14 protein-coding genes are annotated in these 19,055 nt (G+C 70.7%); 10 read left to right on the top strand and 4 right to left on the bottom strand.

Translation table 11 applies throughout. The features are described from left to right. Nucleotides 1-2 precede the first annotated feature (2 nt). On the bottom strand, nt 3-3,698 hold the full coding sequence (locus ACFWN2_RS03975) for an amino acid adenylation domain-containing protein (protein ID WP_382424767.1): 3,696 nt from the start codon (nt 3,696-3,698) through the stop codon (nt 3-5). An 88-nt stretch (nt 3,699-3,786) separates the two neighbouring features. Here ACFWN2_RS03975 and ACFWN2_RS03970 point away from each other — a divergent pair, with 88 nt between their 5' ends. The 4 genes from ACFWN2_RS03970 (at nt 3,787) to ACFWN2_RS03955 (ending at nt 7,596) form a co-directional block, all read left to right on the top strand. Next, nucleotides 3,787-4,560 (top strand): SDR family oxidoreductase, encoded by a 774-nt coding sequence (locus ACFWN2_RS03970; RefSeq protein ID WP_382424766.1) that lies wholly within the window; start codon nt 3,787-3,789, stop codon nt 4,558-4,560. A gap of 12 nt (nt 4,561-4,572) precedes the next feature. Then, on the top strand, nt 4,573-5,217 hold the full coding sequence (locus ACFWN2_RS03965) for an isochorismatase family protein (protein ID WP_382424765.1): 645 nt from the start codon (nt 4,573-4,575) through the stop codon (nt 5,215-5,217). A 113-nt stretch (nt 5,218-5,330) separates the two neighbouring features. Continuing rightward, nucleotides 5,331-7,229 carry a hypothetical protein gene (locus ACFWN2_RS03960; protein WP_382424764.1) on the top strand — a complete coding sequence of 633 codons (1,899 nt, stop codon included), beginning with the start codon at nt 5,331-5,333 and terminating at the stop codon, nt 7,227-7,229. Nucleotides 7,230-7,287: 58 nt separating this feature from the next. Beyond that, nucleotides 7,288-7,596, top strand: a complete 309-nt coding sequence (locus tag ACFWN2_RS03955) for a hypothetical protein (RefSeq protein ID WP_382424763.1) — start codon at nt 7,288-7,290, stop codon at nt 7,594-7,596. Nucleotides 7,597-7,747: 151 nt separating this feature from the next. Here the strand turns inward: ACFWN2_RS03955 and ACFWN2_RS03950 are convergent, their stop codons facing one another. Then, nucleotides 7,748-8,179: an HIT family protein gene (locus ACFWN2_RS03950; protein ID WP_382424762.1), complete on the bottom strand. Its 432-nt coding sequence runs from the start codon at nt 8,177-8,179 to the stop codon at nt 7,748-7,750. 360 nt (nt 8,180-8,539) lie between these two features. Here ACFWN2_RS03950 and ACFWN2_RS03945 point away from each other — a divergent pair, with 360 nt between their 5' ends. Together ACFWN2_RS03945 and ACFWN2_RS03940 are read left to right on the top strand one after the other, a co-directional pair. Continuing rightward, a complete protein-coding gene (locus ACFWN2_RS03945; protein WP_382424761.1) occupies nt 8,540-9,610 on the top strand; it encodes a hypothetical protein in 1,071 nt (356 codons plus the stop codon). A 12-nt stretch (nt 9,611-9,622) separates the two neighbouring features. Then, the gene (locus ACFWN2_RS03940; RefSeq protein ID WP_382424760.1) at nt 9,623-11,848 is read left to right on the top strand and encodes a hypothetical protein; all 2,226 of its coding nucleotides are present in this window, start codon (nt 9,623-9,625) and stop codon (nt 11,846-11,848) included. A 140-nt stretch (nt 11,849-11,988) separates the two neighbouring features. Here the strand turns inward: ACFWN2_RS03940 and ACFWN2_RS03935 are convergent, their stop codons facing one another. Together ACFWN2_RS03935 and ACFWN2_RS03930 are read right to left on the bottom strand one after the other, a co-directional pair. Further along, nucleotides 11,989-15,165: a hypothetical protein gene (locus ACFWN2_RS03935; protein ID WP_382424759.1), complete on the bottom strand. Its 3,177-nt coding sequence runs from the start codon at nt 15,163-15,165 to the stop codon at nt 11,989-11,991. A gap of 16 nt (nt 15,166-15,181) precedes the next feature. Then, entirely contained in the window at nt 15,182-15,832 is a 651-nt protein-coding gene (locus ACFWN2_RS03930; RefSeq protein WP_382424758.1) for a Pvc16 family protein, read from the bottom strand. A 184-nt stretch (nt 15,833-16,016) separates the two neighbouring features. Between ACFWN2_RS03930 and ACFWN2_RS03925 the strand changes: the two genes are divergently transcribed. The 4 genes from ACFWN2_RS03925 to ACFWN2_RS03910 are packed head-to-tail and all read left to right on the top strand — an operon-like array spanning nt 16,017 to nt 18,613. Next, a complete protein-coding gene (locus tag ACFWN2_RS03925; protein WP_382424757.1) occupies nt 16,017-17,552 on the top strand; it encodes a phage tail sheath family protein in 1,536 nt (511 codons plus the stop codon). A gap of 34 nt (nt 17,553-17,586) precedes the next feature. Continuing rightward, nucleotides 17,587-18,051, top strand: coding sequence for a phage tail protein (locus tag ACFWN2_RS03920; RefSeq protein ID WP_382424756.1), 465 nt, complete (start codon nt 17,587-17,589; stop codon nt 18,049-18,051). Next, entirely contained in the window at nt 18,048-18,434 is a 387-nt protein-coding gene (locus tag ACFWN2_RS03915; RefSeq protein ID WP_325515827.1) for a phage tail assembly protein, read from the top strand. The genes ACFWN2_RS03920 and ACFWN2_RS03915 overlap by 4 nt, the downstream gene beginning before the upstream one ends. After that, on the top strand, nt 18,434-18,613 hold the full coding sequence (locus ACFWN2_RS03910) for a DUF6760 family protein (RefSeq protein WP_382424755.1): 180 nt from the start codon (nt 18,434-18,436) through the stop codon (nt 18,611-18,613). Before ACFWN2_RS03915 ends, ACFWN2_RS03910 begins: the two co-directional genes overlap by 1 nt. The last annotated feature ends 442 nt before the right edge of the window (nt 18,614-19,055 follow it).

The following is a 19,055-nucleotide window of genomic DNA, read 5'->3' as shown; positions in this document are numbered from 1 at the left end:
GCTCAGAGTGCGATTCGGGCGATGGTGGAGAGGTGCTCGGGGCTCACCATCTCCGGATGGGTGCAGGGCAGGCGGTGCACGCGGACCTCACCGTCCACGTAGGACTGCCAGCCGCCGGGGTCGAGCCAGTCCTCGGCTCTGGGTTCGTCGGCCACGAAGAGGTCCGCCGTGCCGCGCCACCGCCGGTGGACGGAGTCGCGGACCACGTGACTGCTGTGCCGGACGACGTCGGTGACGCGGGCCAGCGTCGTCGAGGGCAGTGCGGCCAGCGCGCTTCCGCCGCGCCGCAACGCCTCCAGCACGGCGGCGCGGTCGAGGTCCTCGCCGGGGTCCGGTTGTCCTGCGATGCGCGACAACGCGACGAGCGCGTCCCGTTCGGTGGGGGCGGGCAGGTGCCGCCACTGATCGCTCGGGTAGGCGTCCAGCAGCACCAGTGAGGCGACCTCCTCACCGGCTTCCTGGAGTTCCACCGCCATCTCGTGGGCGACCATGCCGCCGACCGACCAGCCGAGGAGGTGGTACGGGCCGTGCGGCTGGATCTCGCGGATCCGCTCGACGTAGCCGGCGGCGACGGCGCGCAACGTCGCGGGCCCCGGATCGTCGTCGGTGAGACCGCGGGCCTGCACCGCGTAGATCGGCCGGTCCGGCCCCAGTACGCGCAACAACGGCGTGTAGCACCAGCCGAGACCGCCCGCGGGTGGCAGGCAGAACAACGGGGGCAGCGTGCCTCCCGCGCGCAGCGGCAGCACGCCGGCGAGCGGGTCTGCCGGGGTACCGCCGAGGTGGCGGACCAGGCGACGGGGTGATGCGGCGGCGAACACGTCGGCGATGCCCACCGGCAGCCCGAGCGCGGACTGCACCCGGCCGACCAGTCGGGCCACCGCGACGGAATGCCCGCCCAGCGCGAAGAAGTCGTCGTCCGGGCCGACCGACGGGAGTCCGAGCTCGTCGGCGAACAACCGGCACACGACCTCCTCGTGCGGGGTGTCCGGGTCGCCCGCTCCCGCCGTGCGATCCGGCTCGGGCAGGCGTGAGCGGTCGAGCTTGCCGTTGGCGGACAACGGGAACTCGTCCACCGTCAGCACGGCGGCCGGCACCAGGTGTTCGGGCAGCACCTCGGCGAGCGCGGCACGCAGCCGTGCGAGGTCGGCGGTGCCCGTGACGTAGCCGACGAGCTCGGTGTCCCCTGCTCGCCGCCGCGCGACGACGACGGCACCGGTGACTCCAGGCCGTTCCCGCAGCACGGCAGCGACCTCACCCGGCTCGACCCGCATCCCGCGGACCTTCACCTGGTCGTCGGCCCGGCCCGCGTACTCGATCACGCCGTCCGCGCGCCGGCGCGCGAGGTCACCGGTGCGGTACATGCGGGTGCCGGGCGGGCCGAACGGGTCGGCCACGAACCGTTCCGAGGTGACGCCGGGCCTGCCAAGGTACCCGGTCGCGACGCCCGCGCCCGCCAGGTAGAGCTCGCCGAGCGCACCGGCAGGGGTGTGCTGGAGTGCCTGGTCCAGCACGTGCACGGCGGTGTTCCAGATGGGCGTGCCGATCGGGACGTCCCTGCCGGTGCCGGTGTGCGCGGGCCACGCGGTGACGTCGATCGCCGCCTCCGTCGGCCCGTAGAGGTTGTGCAGCTCCACGCCGGGAAAGGCGGCCACGAACGCGTCCCGCACCTCGCCGGGCAGTGCCTCCCCGCTGCAGATCACCCTGCTCAGGAACGGAAACCCTTCGTGCGCACCGGCCAGGAACGCCGCCAGCATCGACGGTACGAAGTGGACGGTCGTGATCTGGTGCGCGCGCAGCACCTCCCGGACGTAGGTGGGGTCCGCGTGACCGCCGGGGGCGGCGACCACCAGCGCGGCACCGGTCAGTGCGGGCAGGAAGAACTCCCACACCGAGACGTCGAACCCGGCCGGGGTCTTCTGGAGCACCCGGTCCCCCGGCCCGATGCCGTACTCGGCGGCCATCCACGCGAGCCGGTTGTGCAGCGCGGCGTGCGAGATCACCACGCCCTTGGGCGCCCCCGTCGAGCCGGACGTGTGGATCACGTACGCGGCGTCGCCCGGCCGAACGCCGGTCTCCGGCGCCTCCCCCGCGTCCGCGAGCAACGCGTCGAGGTCCACCGCCACGGTCTTGGCCCCCGACGGGAACTCGGCCGCGGTCACGACGACAACGGCGCCGGTGCTCGCCAGGACCTGTTCGGTGCGGCCGGCCGGGTGCGCGGGGTCGAGCGGCGTGTAGGCGGCACCGGCCTTGACCACGGCGTGCAGCGCGACGACGAGGGCCGCTCCCCTGGCCAGGTGCACGCCGACCACGTCGCCGGTGCGGACACCCGCCTCGACCAGCCTGCGGGCGAACGCCGACGTGACGGCGTCGAACTCGGCGAACGTCAGCCGGACGTCCTCGCCCGGCACGACGAGCGCGGTCGCGTCCGGGGTCCGTTCAGCCTGCGCGGCGAGGAGTTCGGGCAGGGTGACCGGCTCCAGCGGCACCGCCGGACCGACCGCGCCACTGGCGGGCCCGACGGCCGCGCGCCACACCGGCACGTCCAACGAGAACGCCGCGACCAGCCGGTCCAGGTGCCCGTGCAGGTCGTCCTCGGTGTAGCAGGCGGGATTGGCGTCGAGGTCGGCCACCAGCACGCCTTCCGGTGTGCGGTGCACGTTCAGCGCGAGGTCGGCGACCGGTCCCGCCCGCAGGTACCGGAGTTCCCCGGTCACGGCCCCGAAGTCGAGCGTCGCGCCGAACGGCCGGATGTTCAACTCGGGTCCGCACAGGGGCGCCGCCCCGAGGCCGAGGTCGCGCCGCAGGTCCTCGCCGCGATAGCGCTGATGCGCCGCGACCTGCCTGAGTTCGGACTCGACGACGGCCGCGAAGTCCCTGGGCCCGCGCAGCCGCAGGGGCATGACGTTGACCGTCGTGCACGGCACGCGGGACGCGACCCAGCCCATCCGGTTCATGAGCGGAAGCCCCAGGGTCACCTCGTCGGCACCGCTCCAGCGCGCCAGCAGTCCGGCGAACGTCGCGGTGAGCCGCGCGGGCCAGGCCTTCTCCTGGGCGGGGAACGTGGTGCTCACCCTGATCGCGCCGGCACCGGCCGGTTGCCTCGCCGCCGCGAACGTCGGCAGCTCCGACCCCGTCGCCCGCGCAAGCCAGAAGTCGCGGTCCACGACCCGTCGCGCGGACGTGGCGTACTCGCGCTCAGCGGTGAGAACCTCCGTGAGCGACCCGAACCACGGCGCCGGCGCGCGTCCTGAGCAGTGCTCGGCGACCCTCCTGGCCAGCAGCGCGAAGCCGTAGCCGTCCACGAGCACGTGGTGGAAGCGCTGGTACCAGAGGTGATGGCGCGGCCCGACCCGGTAGAGCACCTGCCGCGCCAACGGACCGGCGGCGAGGTCGACCGGGGTGGTGCAGTCCCCGCGCATCGAGGCCAGCGCTTCCTCGACACCGTCCGCCTCGACGACCTCCAGCACCGGCTCCGCCGCCCGGTGCTGGACGCGGTCCTCGCCGACGGTCGCCACGAACGCCGCCTCGGCAAGCGTCGCCGCGACCGCCCGCGCGAACGCGGGCACGTCCAGCTCACCGGTCAGCTCGACGTACTCGGCGGCGTTGTACGAGTGACTGCTCGTGGCGAGTTGCTGGGCGAACCAGATGCCTTCCTGAGCTGGTGTGAGCGGGAGGAACTCCCACGGGCGCGACATGTGGGTTAGGTTAGCCTCACTATTGTCTGATGTCATCGATCGAGTGAATCAAACGCGCCAGGCAACAGACCTGTTACCGGAGGTAGTCATGCCGTCATCCCCACCCGTGGCTCTGGTCACGGGCGCCGCAGGTGGCATCGGCCGTGCCACCGCACTCGCTCTCGCGGCCGAGGGCAGCGCGGTGGCCGTGCTCGACCGTCCCGGCACCGATCTGAAGAGCACGGTGACAGCGCTGGAGGCGGTGGGCGCGGACGTGCTCCCCGTCGAGGCGGACGTCACCGTCGCCGCCGAGGTCGACGCCGCCGTTGCCCTGGCTCAGGACGCACTGGGTCCCCTCACCCAGTTGGCATCGGTAGCGGGCGTGCTGCGCACGGGCATGCTGCTCGACACGACCGACGACGACTGGGCGCTCCAGATGGCGGTCAACGCCACCGGCCCGTTCCACTGCCTGCGCGCGGCCGGACGGGTGATGGCGGCGAACGGTGGCGGGTCAGTCGCCGTCGTGTCGTCGAACGCGGCCGTGGTGCCCCGGCAGAACATGCTGGCCTACGCGGCGTCCAAAGCCGCGGCCACCGCGCTGACCCGGTGCGCGGGCCTCGAACTCGCCGAGCACGGCGTCCGCTGCAACGTCGTGCTGCCCGGCTCCACCGACACGGCGATGCTGCGGTCGCTGTGGCCGGACTCCGAACTCGGCACCCAGGCCGCGCTGAACGGCGTCCCCGAGGGCTACCGCGTCGGAATCCCGTTGCGGCGCATCGGAACTGCCGAGGACGTCGCCGAACTGATCGCGTTCCTGCTGTCGGACCGCGCCTCCCAGATCACCCTGCAGACCATCGCCGTCGACGGCGGCGCGTCGCTCTGAACGGAGTTCCCGATGTCCCTCCCCCGCCTGTCCGACTACACCCCGCCCACCGCCCTGCCGGCGAGTCGTGCCCAGTGGACCCCGAGCCGCGACCGCGCCGCACTCCTCGTGCACGACATGCAGGAGTACTTCGTGCGCGCCTACCCGGCCGACAGCATCGCGCTCACCCGAGCCGTCACGTCGATCGCCAGAATCCTCGCCACCGCGAGAGCCGCCGGTCTGCCCGTCTACTACACCGCCCAGCCGGGAGACCAGGAACCGCACTCCCGCGGCCTGCTCTGGGACCTGTGGGGCCCCGGAATCCGCTCCGCCGACACGGAGATCATCGCGGCTCTGGCGCCACGCGAGGGCGAGACCGTGCTGACCAAGCACCGCTACAGCGCGTTTGCCCGCTCGGACTTCGAACAGCTCCTGCGCGCCCAGGGCCGTGACCAGCTCGTCGTCACCGGCGTGTACGCGGAGGTGGGCGTGCTCGCCACCGCCGTGGACGCGTTCAGCAGGGACATCGCGCCGTTCGTCGTGGCGGACGCCGTGGCGGCCTTCGACCGACCGGGCCACGTCCGCGCGCTGGACCAGGCCGCGAGTCACTGCGCCGTCGTCACCGCGACGGACGCTCTCTGCCGCTCCCTTGCGCCCACGCTGATGACCGCTTCCTGAGGCGGATGCATTACCGCTTCCGGGTGACACGCGTAACCGCTGACCGACAGCGGGCGACTAAGCACGCAGCCTGCCGCTGAAGGGCGGACCAGTCCCGATTGTGAGGCGATCCGATGGCGGACCCGGCCAGATCCCGACGACGTCGCATCGTCGTCACCGCCGGTCTGGCCGCGCTCGTCGTGGCGGCACTCGTCGCCTGGTTCCTGTGGCCCGCGAACAGCACGCCGTCCGCCACCGGCACGGGCTCCGCGGCGGTGGCGGCCGACCTGGTGCCCGAGCGCGATGCCGAGGTGGTGATCGACGAACGGTGGTCGATCCGCGTGCCTCGCGGCGGGGTGTCCGGCCCGTCCACGCTCAGCATCGACCGCGTCCAGCTTCCGGCCCGCGCCGACGGGGACGTGCCGCTGAGTTCTGCGCGCCTGCGGTTGACCAGCGGCCAGCCGAGTGCGCCGTGGACGTTCGTCTGGCGGGCCGAACAACCGCTGCCCGAGGGTCACGTGCTCTACCTCGTCGACGACACCGGTGACGGCGGCGGGTACGACCCCGCGGTGGACGACACCAAGGCAGTCACCAACGCCCAGGTCCGGGTCGCCGAGATGTCCGCCGACCGTCGCACCGGCACTGTGTCGGTGGACCACCTCAGCTTCAAGTCGTGGTTCGAAGGCGTCATCAGCACCACGTCCAACGCTCTGGGCAAGTTCTTCGGCACCCGCGCGGACGCACCGAAGTGTGAAGGCAAGGCACCGGAGTGGCTGGACGACACCATCTTCCTCGACGACGTCAACGGCCCGATCAGGGTGTGCGTCGGCGCGGACCCGAAGAACGCGGCGGTCGCGGTGGTGAAGATCGCGAACAACCGAGGCGGTGCCATGGTGGTCACCTCGCCGGTCACGCCGTCCTGGGCTTGGCAGCGGATGTTCAGCGACCACGCCGACGAACTGTTCAGCACGACGGTCAACAGCGCGTTGCAGGGCATCGGCGTGGCGCAGGACGCGTTGGGGCGCAACTGGTTGCTCATGCCCGGTGACGAGATCCACCTCGGGTTCAACGAGGACGCCCTCCGCGCGGCCGGCATCTCCGCCGCACTGGTAGCCCGCACCGATCCGCTGTTGATGGCAGCGGGAACGCTCGCCAAGTCCATGTGGGACACGTTGGACGTGAACCCGGCGTGGAGCTACGGCCTCCTGGCGGCCTGCGTGCAGGGAGTGGGAGCGGACGTCGTCGACGACCGCAGTCCGGTGGGCATCGCGACCGCCATCGCGTCGCTGGCCAGATGTGGCGTCGAGCAGGCGGAGGTGATCGTCGACAGGATGCGGGCCGGCGTGTCCGCGACGACGTGGCAACGCCTGTCCCCCAAGGTGTACCGGACAGCGAACGCCGCCAAACGCACCCTGGGCAGAGTGCTCGCCATCGCCGAGTTCACCTTCGTCACCACCGACGCCGCCACGACGCTGATGCTCGACGCCGGGGCGTTCACCGTCACCCTCTTCCCCAAGGTCAAACCGAAGCCCACCGCACCGACCGGCGGGACCGTGGTCAGGTTCGACGGCATCGGCGACGCGACCTTGCGACTCACCGCCAAGGACCTGCTGGCGAAGGGGTACACCAACAAGGGGAACATGTACCAGGGCCCCAACGCCCCCTGCGTCCGCTACAGCAAGGACCCAGGATCACCGGGGTTCAGCGTCGAGTCGGCGACCGGGCGCGTCCTCGCCATCAGCGTCCCCGGAACCGACCGGTCCGCGCGCACCGAGGTCGGCGGCATTCGTGCGGGATCCACAGTGGACGAACTGCGCAAGGCCTTCGCCGCGTACAGGATCGAGGAGCACTTCGCGTTCGACTTCGGACAGGGCAGCAACGGCGTCATCGTCAACAGCGACGCCGGCGCGATCGCGTTCAGCCTCGACGACGCACCCACCTCGGCCTACACCTCGGGCACCGCCAAGATCGCCGGCATCAACGGCGTCGGACTTCCGGGCAACGCGCCGACGAACGCCGAGAACGGCTGCTGAGCGCCTCCCGCCGAGCACGACTAGCCTCGCGGTGGCACACGGCACCTGGGGGAATCCGATGAACGCACCGATCACACCGGAAGGACGGCGCAGGCTCCGCGAAGCGCTGCTGGAGCTGCCCGACCAGGACTCGGGTGACGAGCCCGCGGCCAAGAGCGAGGTCGACATCCTCAGCGAGGTGATGGTGATGCTCGCGTTCCACGGGATGAACGTGGCCAGGCGCGTGAGGACGGCGCCCGGCGTGAGCGCCGACCCGCGCGCGGCGCACCTGCTCGACGAGTACGAAAACCTCGTGACCCGAGCAGGCTTGTTGTCGCAGCAGTTCCTCGGTCTCGCGAAGCGATCCGGCGGACCGACCGGCTCGTGAACCGTCCACATCGCCGACGCGGTTCAGCCTTCTTGGTTTCTGGCTGGTCGCGGCGAAAGAGCGCCGTGGCCTTCGAACCCGGTGGCACGGGCGTGCTCTGCGATCTGCTCAGGGCTCAACCCGTCCGGCACCGACGTGGGCGTGACTCGGGTCAGAGGGCAGCCAGTCCGCGACGCACGAGGCGCGCTTCCGCGTCGAGCAGGTGGCGGGCGCGGGTGGCCCAGTCCGCGTTGATGCGAAAGGTGTCACCGCGGAAGCGCGGGAACACGTGCAGGTGGAAGTGGAAGACCTCCTGGAAGGCTGCCTCTCCGTCGGCGAGGAACACGTTGACGCCTTCGCAGCGCAGTCCGGACCGGCGCAGGGCGCGGCCGAGGCGGTGGCCGGTCCTCCAGACGTGCGTGCTCGTGTCCTCGTCCAGGTCTTCCAGGCCGACGGCGTGCAGCCGGGGCACGACGAGGACGTGGCCTGGCGTCACCGCACCGAGGTCCATGAACGCGACGACCCTGTCGTCCGCGTGCACCACGCTCGCCTCGGCCTCTCCGGCGACGATGGCGCAGAAGACGCAGTCCTGCTGCTCGGTCATGGTGGAAGCGTCTCAGGTCGGGAAGTTCGGTCAGACACGGGCTTGTGCGACGAAGGAGTTGCGCCACCACGTGCTCGACATCGGGATCCAGCTGGAACGCCAGTAAGCCGTCCGACGGGCGCGGCTCAACGCTCGCGTGCGGCGGTCTGACACCCCACAGGGCCAGGGGCTCGAGCCTGACCCGGTTGCCCTCAGGTGCACCCCGTCCTTTCCTCAGGGGCACGCTTCGTCGGCTTCGGCGCTGGCCGCGGCTCACTGCCGCGCTTGTCCGTTTCGCCATATTTTTCGGCTGCAGACCCTGCTTTCGCGTCCGGCGGGCCAGTGCCGGGCCTCACCCGGAATCAGCCGAGAGGAAAAGAGATGTCCCTTGACGACGCAGCAACCGTGGGCGCGATCATCGCGCCGGGAATCGCCGAGGAGGGCAGGGCGGAGAACTGGTTTCGGCTGGTCAGCGAGTGCTACCACGATTCCGTCGAGGACAACGGCGGTCAGGTCCCGGGCTGGGACACCTACTGGGGCTCGTTGTCGGGCAAGGCCACTGATCTCGGTGGTGCCGAGCGGGACGAGTTCGAGCGGTACATGAAGTCGGTGATGGCTCCGATGGAGATCATCGGCGATCTCGCGGGGGACTCACGCGGGTCGGCCGTGTCCGCGGTGCTCACCAAGTACCTGGAGAACCGGCCGCAAGAGGCGGCGGAAGAGGCGTCCGAGGAGCCGTTCGACGAGGCCTGGTGGGGCGCCTACCTCACCAAGTGGACCGGCGGCTGGGACGGCACCGAGGCGACCTGGCCCGACTTCGCCCAGGGAATCCGGTACTGGGCGGGAGAAGAACCCGTCGGCGCCACCGAACTCAGCCGCCGCGTCGAGGAGCTCGTCTCCCACGCCGAAGGCCAGGACCTCACCGCACGCACCGAGTTCCTCACCGCCTACGGGATCGTCGCCGCGGCCGCAGAGGAGCCGTTCGACGAGGCCTGGTGGGGCGCCTACCTCACCAAGTGGGCCGGCGGCTGGGACGGCACCGACGCCACCTGGCCCGACTTCGCCCAAGGGATCCGGTACTGGGCGGGAGAAGAACCCGCCGGCGCCACCGAACTCAGCCGCCGCGTCGAAGAACTCCTCTCCCACGCCGAAGGCCAGGACATCACCGGACGCGCGGAGTTCCTCACCGCGTACGGGATCGTCGCGAGCACGGGCGTGGCCACCGGGCAAGCGTCCGAAGTGGACACCGAGCTGGTCGCCGCGCTCGCGGAGACGACCGCCACCAGCGAGATCGTGCAGACCCTCTTCGAGGAGACGATCGTGCCCGGTCTGACGGAGGCCATCGAGGCGGTGCCGGGAGCGTCCGAACTCTCCGTCGAGGAGATCCAGGAGATCCTCGCCGAGGTCCTGGAAGAGCAACTTGCCGCCGCATCCGGCACCGCCGGCGCCTGACGAGGAGTGTCGATGACCCAGCCGAAGTCGAAGAGCAGCGCGGCGCAGAGCCTGCGCGCCAAGCTCACCAGCATCCTCGCCCCGAAGCGGGACGTGATCACCCAGACGGTCCAGAACCAGGCGGGCGCCGTCGCGCAGGAGGCCGGCACGGCGACGTCGCCCGACATGGTGCTCCTGGCGGTCACGGCGTCCATCAAGACCAGCCCGGACGTCGTGCTGAACCACGTCGCGGCGGCGGTCGCCCAGGCGGGTGGCGGCGGGGCCGCGGCCGGCGGGCTGCCCGCGCAGCTGGTCAAGGAGCGGGACGAGATCCTCCAGGTCGCCGCTATGAACTCGGCCGCCCTGACCGTCCAGAAGGGACTCCTGGACGCGCTCAAGGAGGCCGCGGAGAAGATCCAGGACCACGAGCACATCAAGTTCACGCCGAGCCTGCTCTCCGCGAAGGCGGCCGCGCTCTCGCTCTGGTCGACGAAGGGGACGCTCGACACCGAGATCAAGACCTACGACGCGTGGACCGCGAAACTGCGTGCCGCGCAGGACGAGGCCCAGCTGCGCGCGGTGCTCGCCGAGCACAAGGCGGTGCAGGCCAAGTTCATGAACGTCGTCACCAAGGTGTCCACGTCCATGACCGACACCGCGCGCAAGATCACCGGCACGAGCGTGGACGCCGCCATCGCGGCGATCAACTTCAACGCCGACCCCACCACCATCGAGAAGATCCTGAGCATCGCGGACAAGGTGTCCGAGCTCGGGCTCACGGTCGCGTCCGACGTCCCCGAGCCGTACACCAAGGCCGCCGCGTCGGCGATCTCGCTGGTGAAGCCGTGGCTGGTCACGCTGGGCCAGGCCATCTACCGCAAGGTGATGGTCGAGCAGTTCAAGACCGAGCACGGCAAGGCGGCGGTGTTCGCGAAGCTCAAGCCGCTGGACCTGGCGAACAAGCTCGTCTCCGACCAGAAGGCACTGGTCTCCGGGGTGCTGACGGCGGCGGGCCCCGGCCTCGGTTTCATCCCCGGCTGGAACATCATCATCAAGCCCGCCGTCCTCATCGCGGTCAACGGCTTCTTCGACGCCCGCATCGCGCTGGCGCAGAAGTGGATCGACGCCGGCGGCCCGCAGGCGACCGGGGACGTCTTCAAGTCCCTCAACGCCACCATGTTCAGCACCGGCATCGACATCTCGGGGTGGACCGACACCGTCGTCGGGGAGTTCAAGGGCCGCGTCGGTGAGATCGCCGACGAGCTCAAGAAGGTCCCGGCCGCTCTCGCCACGCTCCCCGAGGACGCCGTGGCCAAGTTGCGGGAGATGGCGAAGGACCCGCTCACGGCGGTCGACGAGGGACTGGACCTGACCATGTTCGCGATGTCGAGCGTGTCGGAGTGGCTGGCCCCCGCGATCACGAAGGTCGTCCAGAAGATCTTCGAGAAGCTCCCGCTGACCCCCGCCGCCGAGATGTACTCCGGCGCGGCCCTCTCCTCGGAGATCCAGGGCGTCTACCTGGCGGGCCGCACCATCACGCAGCTGGGCGCCGACGGTGCGACGAAGGGCGACTTCGAGCGCCCGACCAAGACGAAGGAAGGACACCAGATCCTCACCCTGCTCTCGTCCGCGCTCGAGGACGACGGCTCGGGCCGCAAGTTCCTGTGGGCTCGCATCTACACCGACGCGCGACTCACCGGGGGCAACCGGGAGGAGCAGGAGGGCAAGATCTTCCACCCCGACTGGGAGTTCGAGGGCGACGCGCCTCCCGCCGGTCTGGCCGCGCTCCCCACGAGGACCGACAAGGGCCGGATGATCCACGAGTTCAGGGACGCCAAGCCGGGCGCGGACAAGATGCAGGGACGCGTCGACAACCTGTGGGGCGACCTCGTCAAGCACCAGGACGACAACGGCAAGGACGTGTACCGGTTCGTCCCCACGCGACCCCACACCGGCGCGAGCGACGCGCCCGCGGAGTCGCAGGAGCGGTGGGGCAAGCGGACCGTGGACGCCAGCGGGTACACCGAGGGTGGCGCGCACGTGGCCGGCAAGTGGTACCGCCCGTTCGGCGCCGACCGCTCGTTCCTCTTCATCCCGGCGGACGCGTCCGGTGAGGGGCTGTGGGGTGAGTGGGTGTCGCAGACGATCCCCACGGCCGGGGGCCCGCGCGGCAACCAGGGCGAGTTCGGGCTCCAGGCACAGCTCGGCGCCACCGTGGCGGCGGGCAGCACGCCTCCCCAGTGGAGCCAGTACAACTAGCTGAACCCGAGAACGCCCGGCCAGGACATCCCGGCCGGGCGTTCTGCATTGTGCGGCAAAGGTTTCAAGTCCAGTACGACAGCGGGGCCGCAGGCGAGAAGATCGCCCACGGCCCCGTGCAGAGACACCGCCGGAGCGGATCAGCGGCGCGACTCGGGCCACCACCGGTAGAGCATCGTCCCGACCTGGTGCCTGCGCCGTGATGTCACGAGCAGCACACCGCCACCGATCAGCAACAGCACCACACCGAGGGCGATCGGCAGCCAGATCGACGCGCCGGTCGACGCCAGCCCCTCGGAGGAACGCGAGCTACCGGACGACCGCCCGGTGCCGGTGTTCCCGGGACTGCCGATCGTGCCGTTGCCGACGCCTCCCGGTGGGGGCGACTCGCCCGGATCGGTGCCCGGCGGAGGCGTGGTGGGTGCCTGTCCCGGCTCCACCGTCACGGTCGCGTCGTCGGCGCCCTCCAGCGCCTCCCCGGTGTCCCCGACGTCCGGCAGCGGACTCGCCTTGTAGGAGGCGGTGTTGGTCACCTTGTCCCCGGACGCCTCACCGGACACGACGACGGTGCACCGGACTCCGTGCGCCGCACCCGCCCGCAGGCCCTGCCCGCCCAGCTCGAAGTCGCAGTCCTCGGCGTTGTCGTTGCGCACCTGCACCGTCATCGGGACGTCGCCGATGTTGCGCACCACGACCGAGAAGTCCACCTGTGCTCCTCGTTTGGCGGCCTCGGGCGTGACCGTGGTGCTGATGGTCAGTGCCGGGTTGATCACCACCACCCGAAGGGGTGTGGTGCCCACGGTCATCGAGCGCCCGTCGCCGTCCGTGGCGCCGGCGAACGCCTGGTTGTCGAAGGTGCGGTCCGGTGTCGCCGTGCAGGAGGCCGTGACGGTCTCGCCCGGTCGCAGCACGGGGACGACGTCGGGCAGGCAGTCCGCTGGCAGGGTCGGGCTGGCGACGCGGAGGTCGCTCAACGGCCCGTCCTGCTCGGTGCCCGTGTGCTCCACGGCGAAGGTGATCCGGACCTCCTTGCCGTTGCGCACGGTGGAGAGGTCGGCGGTCTGGCTCAGGGAGATCAACGGTTCCAGGACGGTCAGCGCCACCGGAGGCGACTGGGCCTCCACCGGCTCACCGCCGACGTCCAGGGCCTTCACCTTCGCCACCACCTCCTGGGACCGCACGGCGTCGGCCACGCACGAGGCCTCGGCGGACTGACCGGGCCCGAGCTGGGCAATCGGTTCGGGCGAGCACAGGCCGTCGACGGAGATCACGACGTCGGTCAGCGCCTCCTCGTCGGCCCGGCCCGTGTTGGTGACGGTGAACGCGAGCGCCACCTCCGACCCCCGGTAGACCTGGTCGTCGCGCAGAGCCACCGCGACGGCCACGGCGGGGGCGATCACCGACACCGTCACGCGGTCGGAGAGGACCTCGATCCTCTCCCCCGCCGCCGTCGTCGCCGTCATCGACCCTCCACTTTGGAAGGTGGCTGCCGGAGCGTTGGCAGTGCACGTGAACTTCAGCTCGGACCGTGCCGGCAGCACGGCGGCGGGGGCGGCACAACCGGTGGCAAGACCGTCCTGGTAGACGACTTCGGTGAGATCGGTGTCGCTGTTGTTGGCGAGCCTCACGGCGAACTCGACGGGCGCGCCCTCCCTGACCACGAACCGGTCCGGCAGCCGCTCGACCACGTGGTCCGCGGGCGTCACCTGCGTCGTCACCTCGGCACTGGCGCTCACCTTCGCGGTCGTCCCGGCGACGTAGGTGGCGCTCACCGCCGCCTTGGTGGTGAAGGCGGCGTCACCGGGCGTCGTGCGGACGCAGGTCGCCCGCGCCACCTGTCCCGGCTGGAGCGGCGGGATCCGGCCCGGAGTGCAGCGGGCCCCGCCGTCGACGGTGAGCACCACGTCCGACAAAGGCAGTGAACCGTCGTTGGTGATGTCGGCCGAGAAGCTCACGAGGGAACCCTGGCGGACCGGTTCGGACGGCCCCGTCAGGGTCAGCGACAGACCGGGCGCCACGGCCGCGGACATCACGAGGCTCTGCACGACCACGAAGTCACCGACCGAGCTCACGCCCACCTCGACGTCACCGATGTCACCGTCGGACAGCGCCGGGGTGATGACCTTGGCGTCGACGCTGAGGTTGTTGACAGGACTCGTGCCTGGTGCGAGGGGGTCGTCCGCCCCGAGAGCGCACGAGCGGAAGAAGTCCTGGGTGCCGTCAGACGAGCACGGCTCGGTCACGGCGTTGCCGTCGACGGTCAGGGACTCGCCGCCCTGCCTCCAGTCGCCGTCGAACGCCGTCACACCGATCGCGACGTCCGCGGAGGCCTTGTTCCTGGGCACACCGGGAAGCAGCACGGTCGTTCCGGCCAGTCCGGGCACGAGACCGGGGAGCAGACCGTCGACGATCGGCGGGACGCCCGGCAGCAGCGGTTCGAGCAACCCCGGCAGCAACGCCCCGCCGCGGGGCAGGTCCTCGCTGTACACGTCGACGACGCGCGGCTGCGGATAGGTGGCGGTCGGTGCTCCGTGGTCGAAGACGATGGTCACCGACCAGCCGCCGGCGCAACCGGGACCGGTGGGCACCCACACGTTGCCGACGGTGAGCCCGAGCGGGACTCCGGTGGGGGCACCGGCGAAAGCGGCCGTGACGTCCGCCCAGTCCGTGTAGATCTGGGTGGGCTCGGTCAGGCCGTCGGTGGCGCGGAAGTGCGCCGGGTCGAGCGGGACCACCACCGGCGCGCCCTGCCCGACCGCCAGGCGGACGTTCTGCGCCTGAGGCTGCTCTGCGGCGGGAGGCGGGGGCCGCTCCCCCTGCAGGGCGAGCGGTTGGGCGCAGTTGATGCCGGAGAACCCGATGTACCTGCCGGTGTGCCCGCCCCAGTTCAGCCGTGCGTGCCGCACCTCGGCCCCGGCCGGGATGGTGACCGCGGCCCGGCTCGAGTTGAAGGTCTCCCGGCGGTCGTCGACGTCCGCGTGGTGGAGGTAGTAACCGTTGTTGTTGGCGCTGGTGTCCGACGACGCACCGCCGGAGCCCGCCTGGCCCGCGGTGGCGGCACGGCACTCCTGCGGGCTGTGGTCACCGGACTCCTCCCCCGCCACCGGGCACCGCAGGACGCTGTTGCCCGCGATCAGGAAGTCCCCGTACACGGCCTCGCGGAAGGACGGCCGCAGTGGCTGCGGGGGTGGCGGCGGGAGAAGGCTCGGCCGAGCCACGTTCTCGGTCGGCGTCCCCACGGTGGTGTCACCACCGATGGCGAGCAGGGAGAGCACCACGACCAGCGTGAGCGCGATCGCGGCCTGAAGTCGGGACACGGCAGGGCCTCCTGGGTCAGTGCTCGGTGATCGTGGTGCGTTCCCAGCTCCTGCGGGCGGTTCCCGGCCGGTCGGCGGACCCCACGACACCCGGCCGCGGGGTCGTGTCGGTCACCTCCAGCTCGAGGCTGCGCACCGGCGGGGCGGCCTGGCGCAACCGCCGCGGCAACGCGGGTGCGGTGACCGTCAGGACGAGGGCAGTCCGCATCGGCAGTCCGAGCGCGCCCCAGAGGTCGGCGTTGCCGGTCACCGGTGCCCAGCCGAGCCGGACGGGCAGGGCGGAGTCGAGCACCCGCAACGAGCCCTGCAGGTTCTCCCCCGCGAGGCAGTCCTGTTCCGCGTGGGCCGTGATGACCGCGCCCAGCAGGTCGAGTTCCTCCGCGGTGTCCGCCGCCCAGGCCGTCACCAGGTAGGAGAGGTGGTAGCTGCGGCCGGGAGCGGTCGAGCCGGTGACCCTTCCCTTGCCGTCGCGCACCCTGATCGGCGCGGCGGGGAGCCCGTCCAGGTCCTCCGTGACCGCGAAAAGGAACATGTTGAGGATTCCCGCCCGGCGCGGCCGGCGCTGGATCCCGCTCAGCAGCGCGGGAGGGTCCGAGCCGATCTCCGTTCCTGGAGCCAGCTCGGCCGCGAGCCACGTGTGGATCGATGACGTCAGGTCTGCCAGCACACGCGTCAGTGTCCGGCGGACGCGGATCTCCCGGGAGCACGGCGCGGGCGAACTCGTGAGCACTTCTCGTTGCCCTGGAAGGCAATTGCCGTTGGTCACCTCGGTGCGCGCGGACACCGCCTCACAGCCGTTGTCCGATGACACCCTTCCCCGGAGTGATTTCTCGGTCGAACGGGGAGAGTCGATGCCCAACTACCTGGCCCCAGGCGTGTACGTCGAAGAGGTGTCGTCGGGTTCCAAGCCCATCGAGGGAGTGGGAACCGCGGTGGCCGGCTTCGTCGGGTTCGCCGAGACGGGACCCGAGTCGGAACCGGTCCTGATCTCGAACTGGACCCACTACACGCGGGTGTTCGGTGGTTTCGCCGAAGGGTCGTACCTGCCGCACTCCGTCTACGGCTACTTCCTGAACGGGGGTGGTGCCGCCTACGTCATCCGCGTCCCGCGGCCGGAACGCGGTCAGGCGAAGCCGGGCAAGGCGGAGCGGGTGGCAGTTCCGTCCACTGAGGACAACCGGCCCGCGTTCACCGTGCAGGCGATCGACGCCGCCGCGGCCGGCGAGTACTCGGTCTCCGTCGCCGAGGCCGGGGAACCCGGTGAGGAGAGCTTCCGGCTGGACGTGCTGCGCGCGGGCAAGGTGGTCGAGTCGTTCGACAACGTCACGGCCAAGCGCGGTCCGCAGAACGTCGTCACGGCCGTGTCCAAGCAGTCCAAGCTCGTCACCCTCGAGCAGAACAGGTCCGGCACGCTGGCATTGCCGCGCAAGGACGCCGTGGTGGCGCTCGGCGGCAAGGAGAAGTCGTCGTCGCCCGTCGTCCTGAACGCCACGAGCTACGTGGGCGACCCCGTGGAACGGACGGGCATCGGCGGTTTCGAGGCCATCGACGAGATCACCATGATCCTGGTACCCGACCTGATGTCCGCGCACGAACAGGGCTTGATCGACACCGACGGCGTGAAGGCCGTGCAACAGGCGATGATCGCCCATTGCGAGCTGATGGCGGACCGCGTCGCGATCCTGGACACGCCGCCCGGGCTCAACTCGCAGCAGATCCGGAACTGGCGCTCCGAGGTCACCGGGTACGACACCAAGTTCGCGGCGCTGTACTGGCCGTGGATCAACACGCTCGACCCGAACACCGGCACTCCCATCGCGTTGCCGCCCAGCGGTCACGTCGCGGGCATCTGGGGCCGCAGCGACGAGACCCGCGGTGTGCACAAGGCACCGGCCAACGAGGTCGTGCGGGGTGTGGTGTCGCTGCAGACCGCGATCAGCCGGGTCGAGCAGGAACTGCTGAACCCGGTGGGGATCAACTGCATCCGGGCGTTCCCGGGGCAGGGGATCCGCCTCTGGGGTGCCAGGACGCTGTCCTCCGACCCGGAGTGGCGCTACATCAACGTCCGCCGGCTGTTCAACTTCATCGAGGAGTCGATCCTCAACGGTACGAACTGGGTGGTCTTCGAGCCCAACGACGAGTACCTCTGGTCGTCGGTCAGGAGGGTCGTCGGCGCGTTCCTGCAACGGATCTGGCGCAACGGCGCGTTGATGGGCCGCTCGGCGGCGGAGGCGTACTACGTCAAGTGCGACGAGGAGAACAACCCTCCCGAGTCCCGCGACGCCGGAAACCTGATCATCGAGGTCGGCATCGCGCCGGTGAAGCCCGCGGAGTTCGTCGTGTTCCGCATCGCGCAGATGCCGCACGGACCCGCCCTCGACGAGTGACCACCCACCCCGACCCCCGTCTGGAGACCGTGCCATGACCTTCCCCCGCGTGTCGACCGCCAGCACCAACACCAGCACCCTCGTCAGTGCGGCGCGCTTCGTCATCACCGCCGACCGCATGTCCGAGATCTCGTTCTCGGAGCTGTCGGGCATCACCTCCGAGGTGGAGGTGAGCGAGTACATGTCGAGCAACCGGCTCGGCGTCTCGCTGGCCAAGCAGTTCGGCCGCACCAAACCCGCGACCGTGGTGCTCAAGCGCGGTGTCGACCAGGACATGGCGTTGTGGACCTGGCACCAGGAGGTCCTGGCGGGACAGCCGACCGCGCGCAGGAGCTGCTCGTTGCTGCTGCTGGACATGTCCGGCGTGATCAAGCAGACCTACGACCTGCTCAACGCCTGGCCGTCGAAGCTGGAGATCGCCGGCATGAAGGCGGGCGGCAGTGAGGCGGCGATCGCGACCGTCACCCTGACCTGCGAGCAGATCGACATCAAGCAATGACCGCAGCCGGGCTCCAACAGGGGCTGCGCACCGAGTTCCCGTTCACGCTGCCACGGGGGTACGTGGACGAGGACGGGCGGCTCCACCGGGACGGCGCTCTCCGCCTGGCGACGGCGAAGGACGAGCTCACCGCCCAGTCGGAGCCGCTGGTGCGACAGAACCCCTCCTACCTGACGATCTACCTGATCATGCGCACCGTCTCGCGGCTCGGCGCGCTGCCGGCGGTGGACAGGTTCGTCGTCGAGCACATGTTCGCGTCGGACCTCGCGTTCCTGCAGGACCTCTACCGCAGGGTCAACCAGCTCGGGCACACCGAGGGCGAAGTGACCTGCCCCCAGTGCCGGCACCAGTTCCTCGTGGACGTGGCCGGCGAGGTGCGCTGATGGAGGCGATCACCGTCGAGGACCCCGACCGGCTGTGGGAGGAGATCGTCTACATCGCCTACTACCTGCACTGGTCCTTCGAGTCGATCCTCGAGCTCGACCACCGGACGCGGGCGAGGGTGGTCCACGAGATCGGCGCGATCAACGCACGGCTCGACCAGCCCGCGCAGGACTTCTGATCACGGAGAGGAGGACCGGATGGCCCGCTGGCCCTGGAAACGCACGAGGAAACAGGTCGTCGAGTCCTCTGTGGACGTCACCGCCCCGGACGGCACCGCCGAGTCCCCGGACGTCTCGCAGTCAGTCGAACCTCCTCGCCGGCGTCAGTCGTGGCGGGACGTTCCCCGGATGTCCGGTGTCATCGGCACCGAGCCCCCGGTGACCCTGCCGGAGGAGTCGATCGGGGTGCTCGACCGGCTCGTCCTGCGATCGGCCTCCGAGCTGCTGCTGGGTCGTGGCGAGCAGGTCGGCAGGGTGTCCGGTCTCGTGACGGTGGTGTCCGGGAGCGGCCCGGCGGTCGCGGGAGGGCGGTCCCCTCTGCGAACACCTTCGCGCAGGAGGCCTTCCGCCGACGAGCCCGGGCTTCTCCGGTCCGAGGAATCCGATCCCCACTCGTGGGAG

It is taken from the genome of Lentzea sp. NPDC058436 (assembly GCF_042721515.1).
In the GTDB taxonomy this organism is placed as follows: Bacteria; Actinomycetota; Actinomycetes; order Mycobacteriales; family Pseudonocardiaceae; genus Lentzea.
The sequence above is the reverse complement of the archived record's forward strand: the minus strand, read 5'-3'. Positions and strand labels throughout refer to the sequence as shown.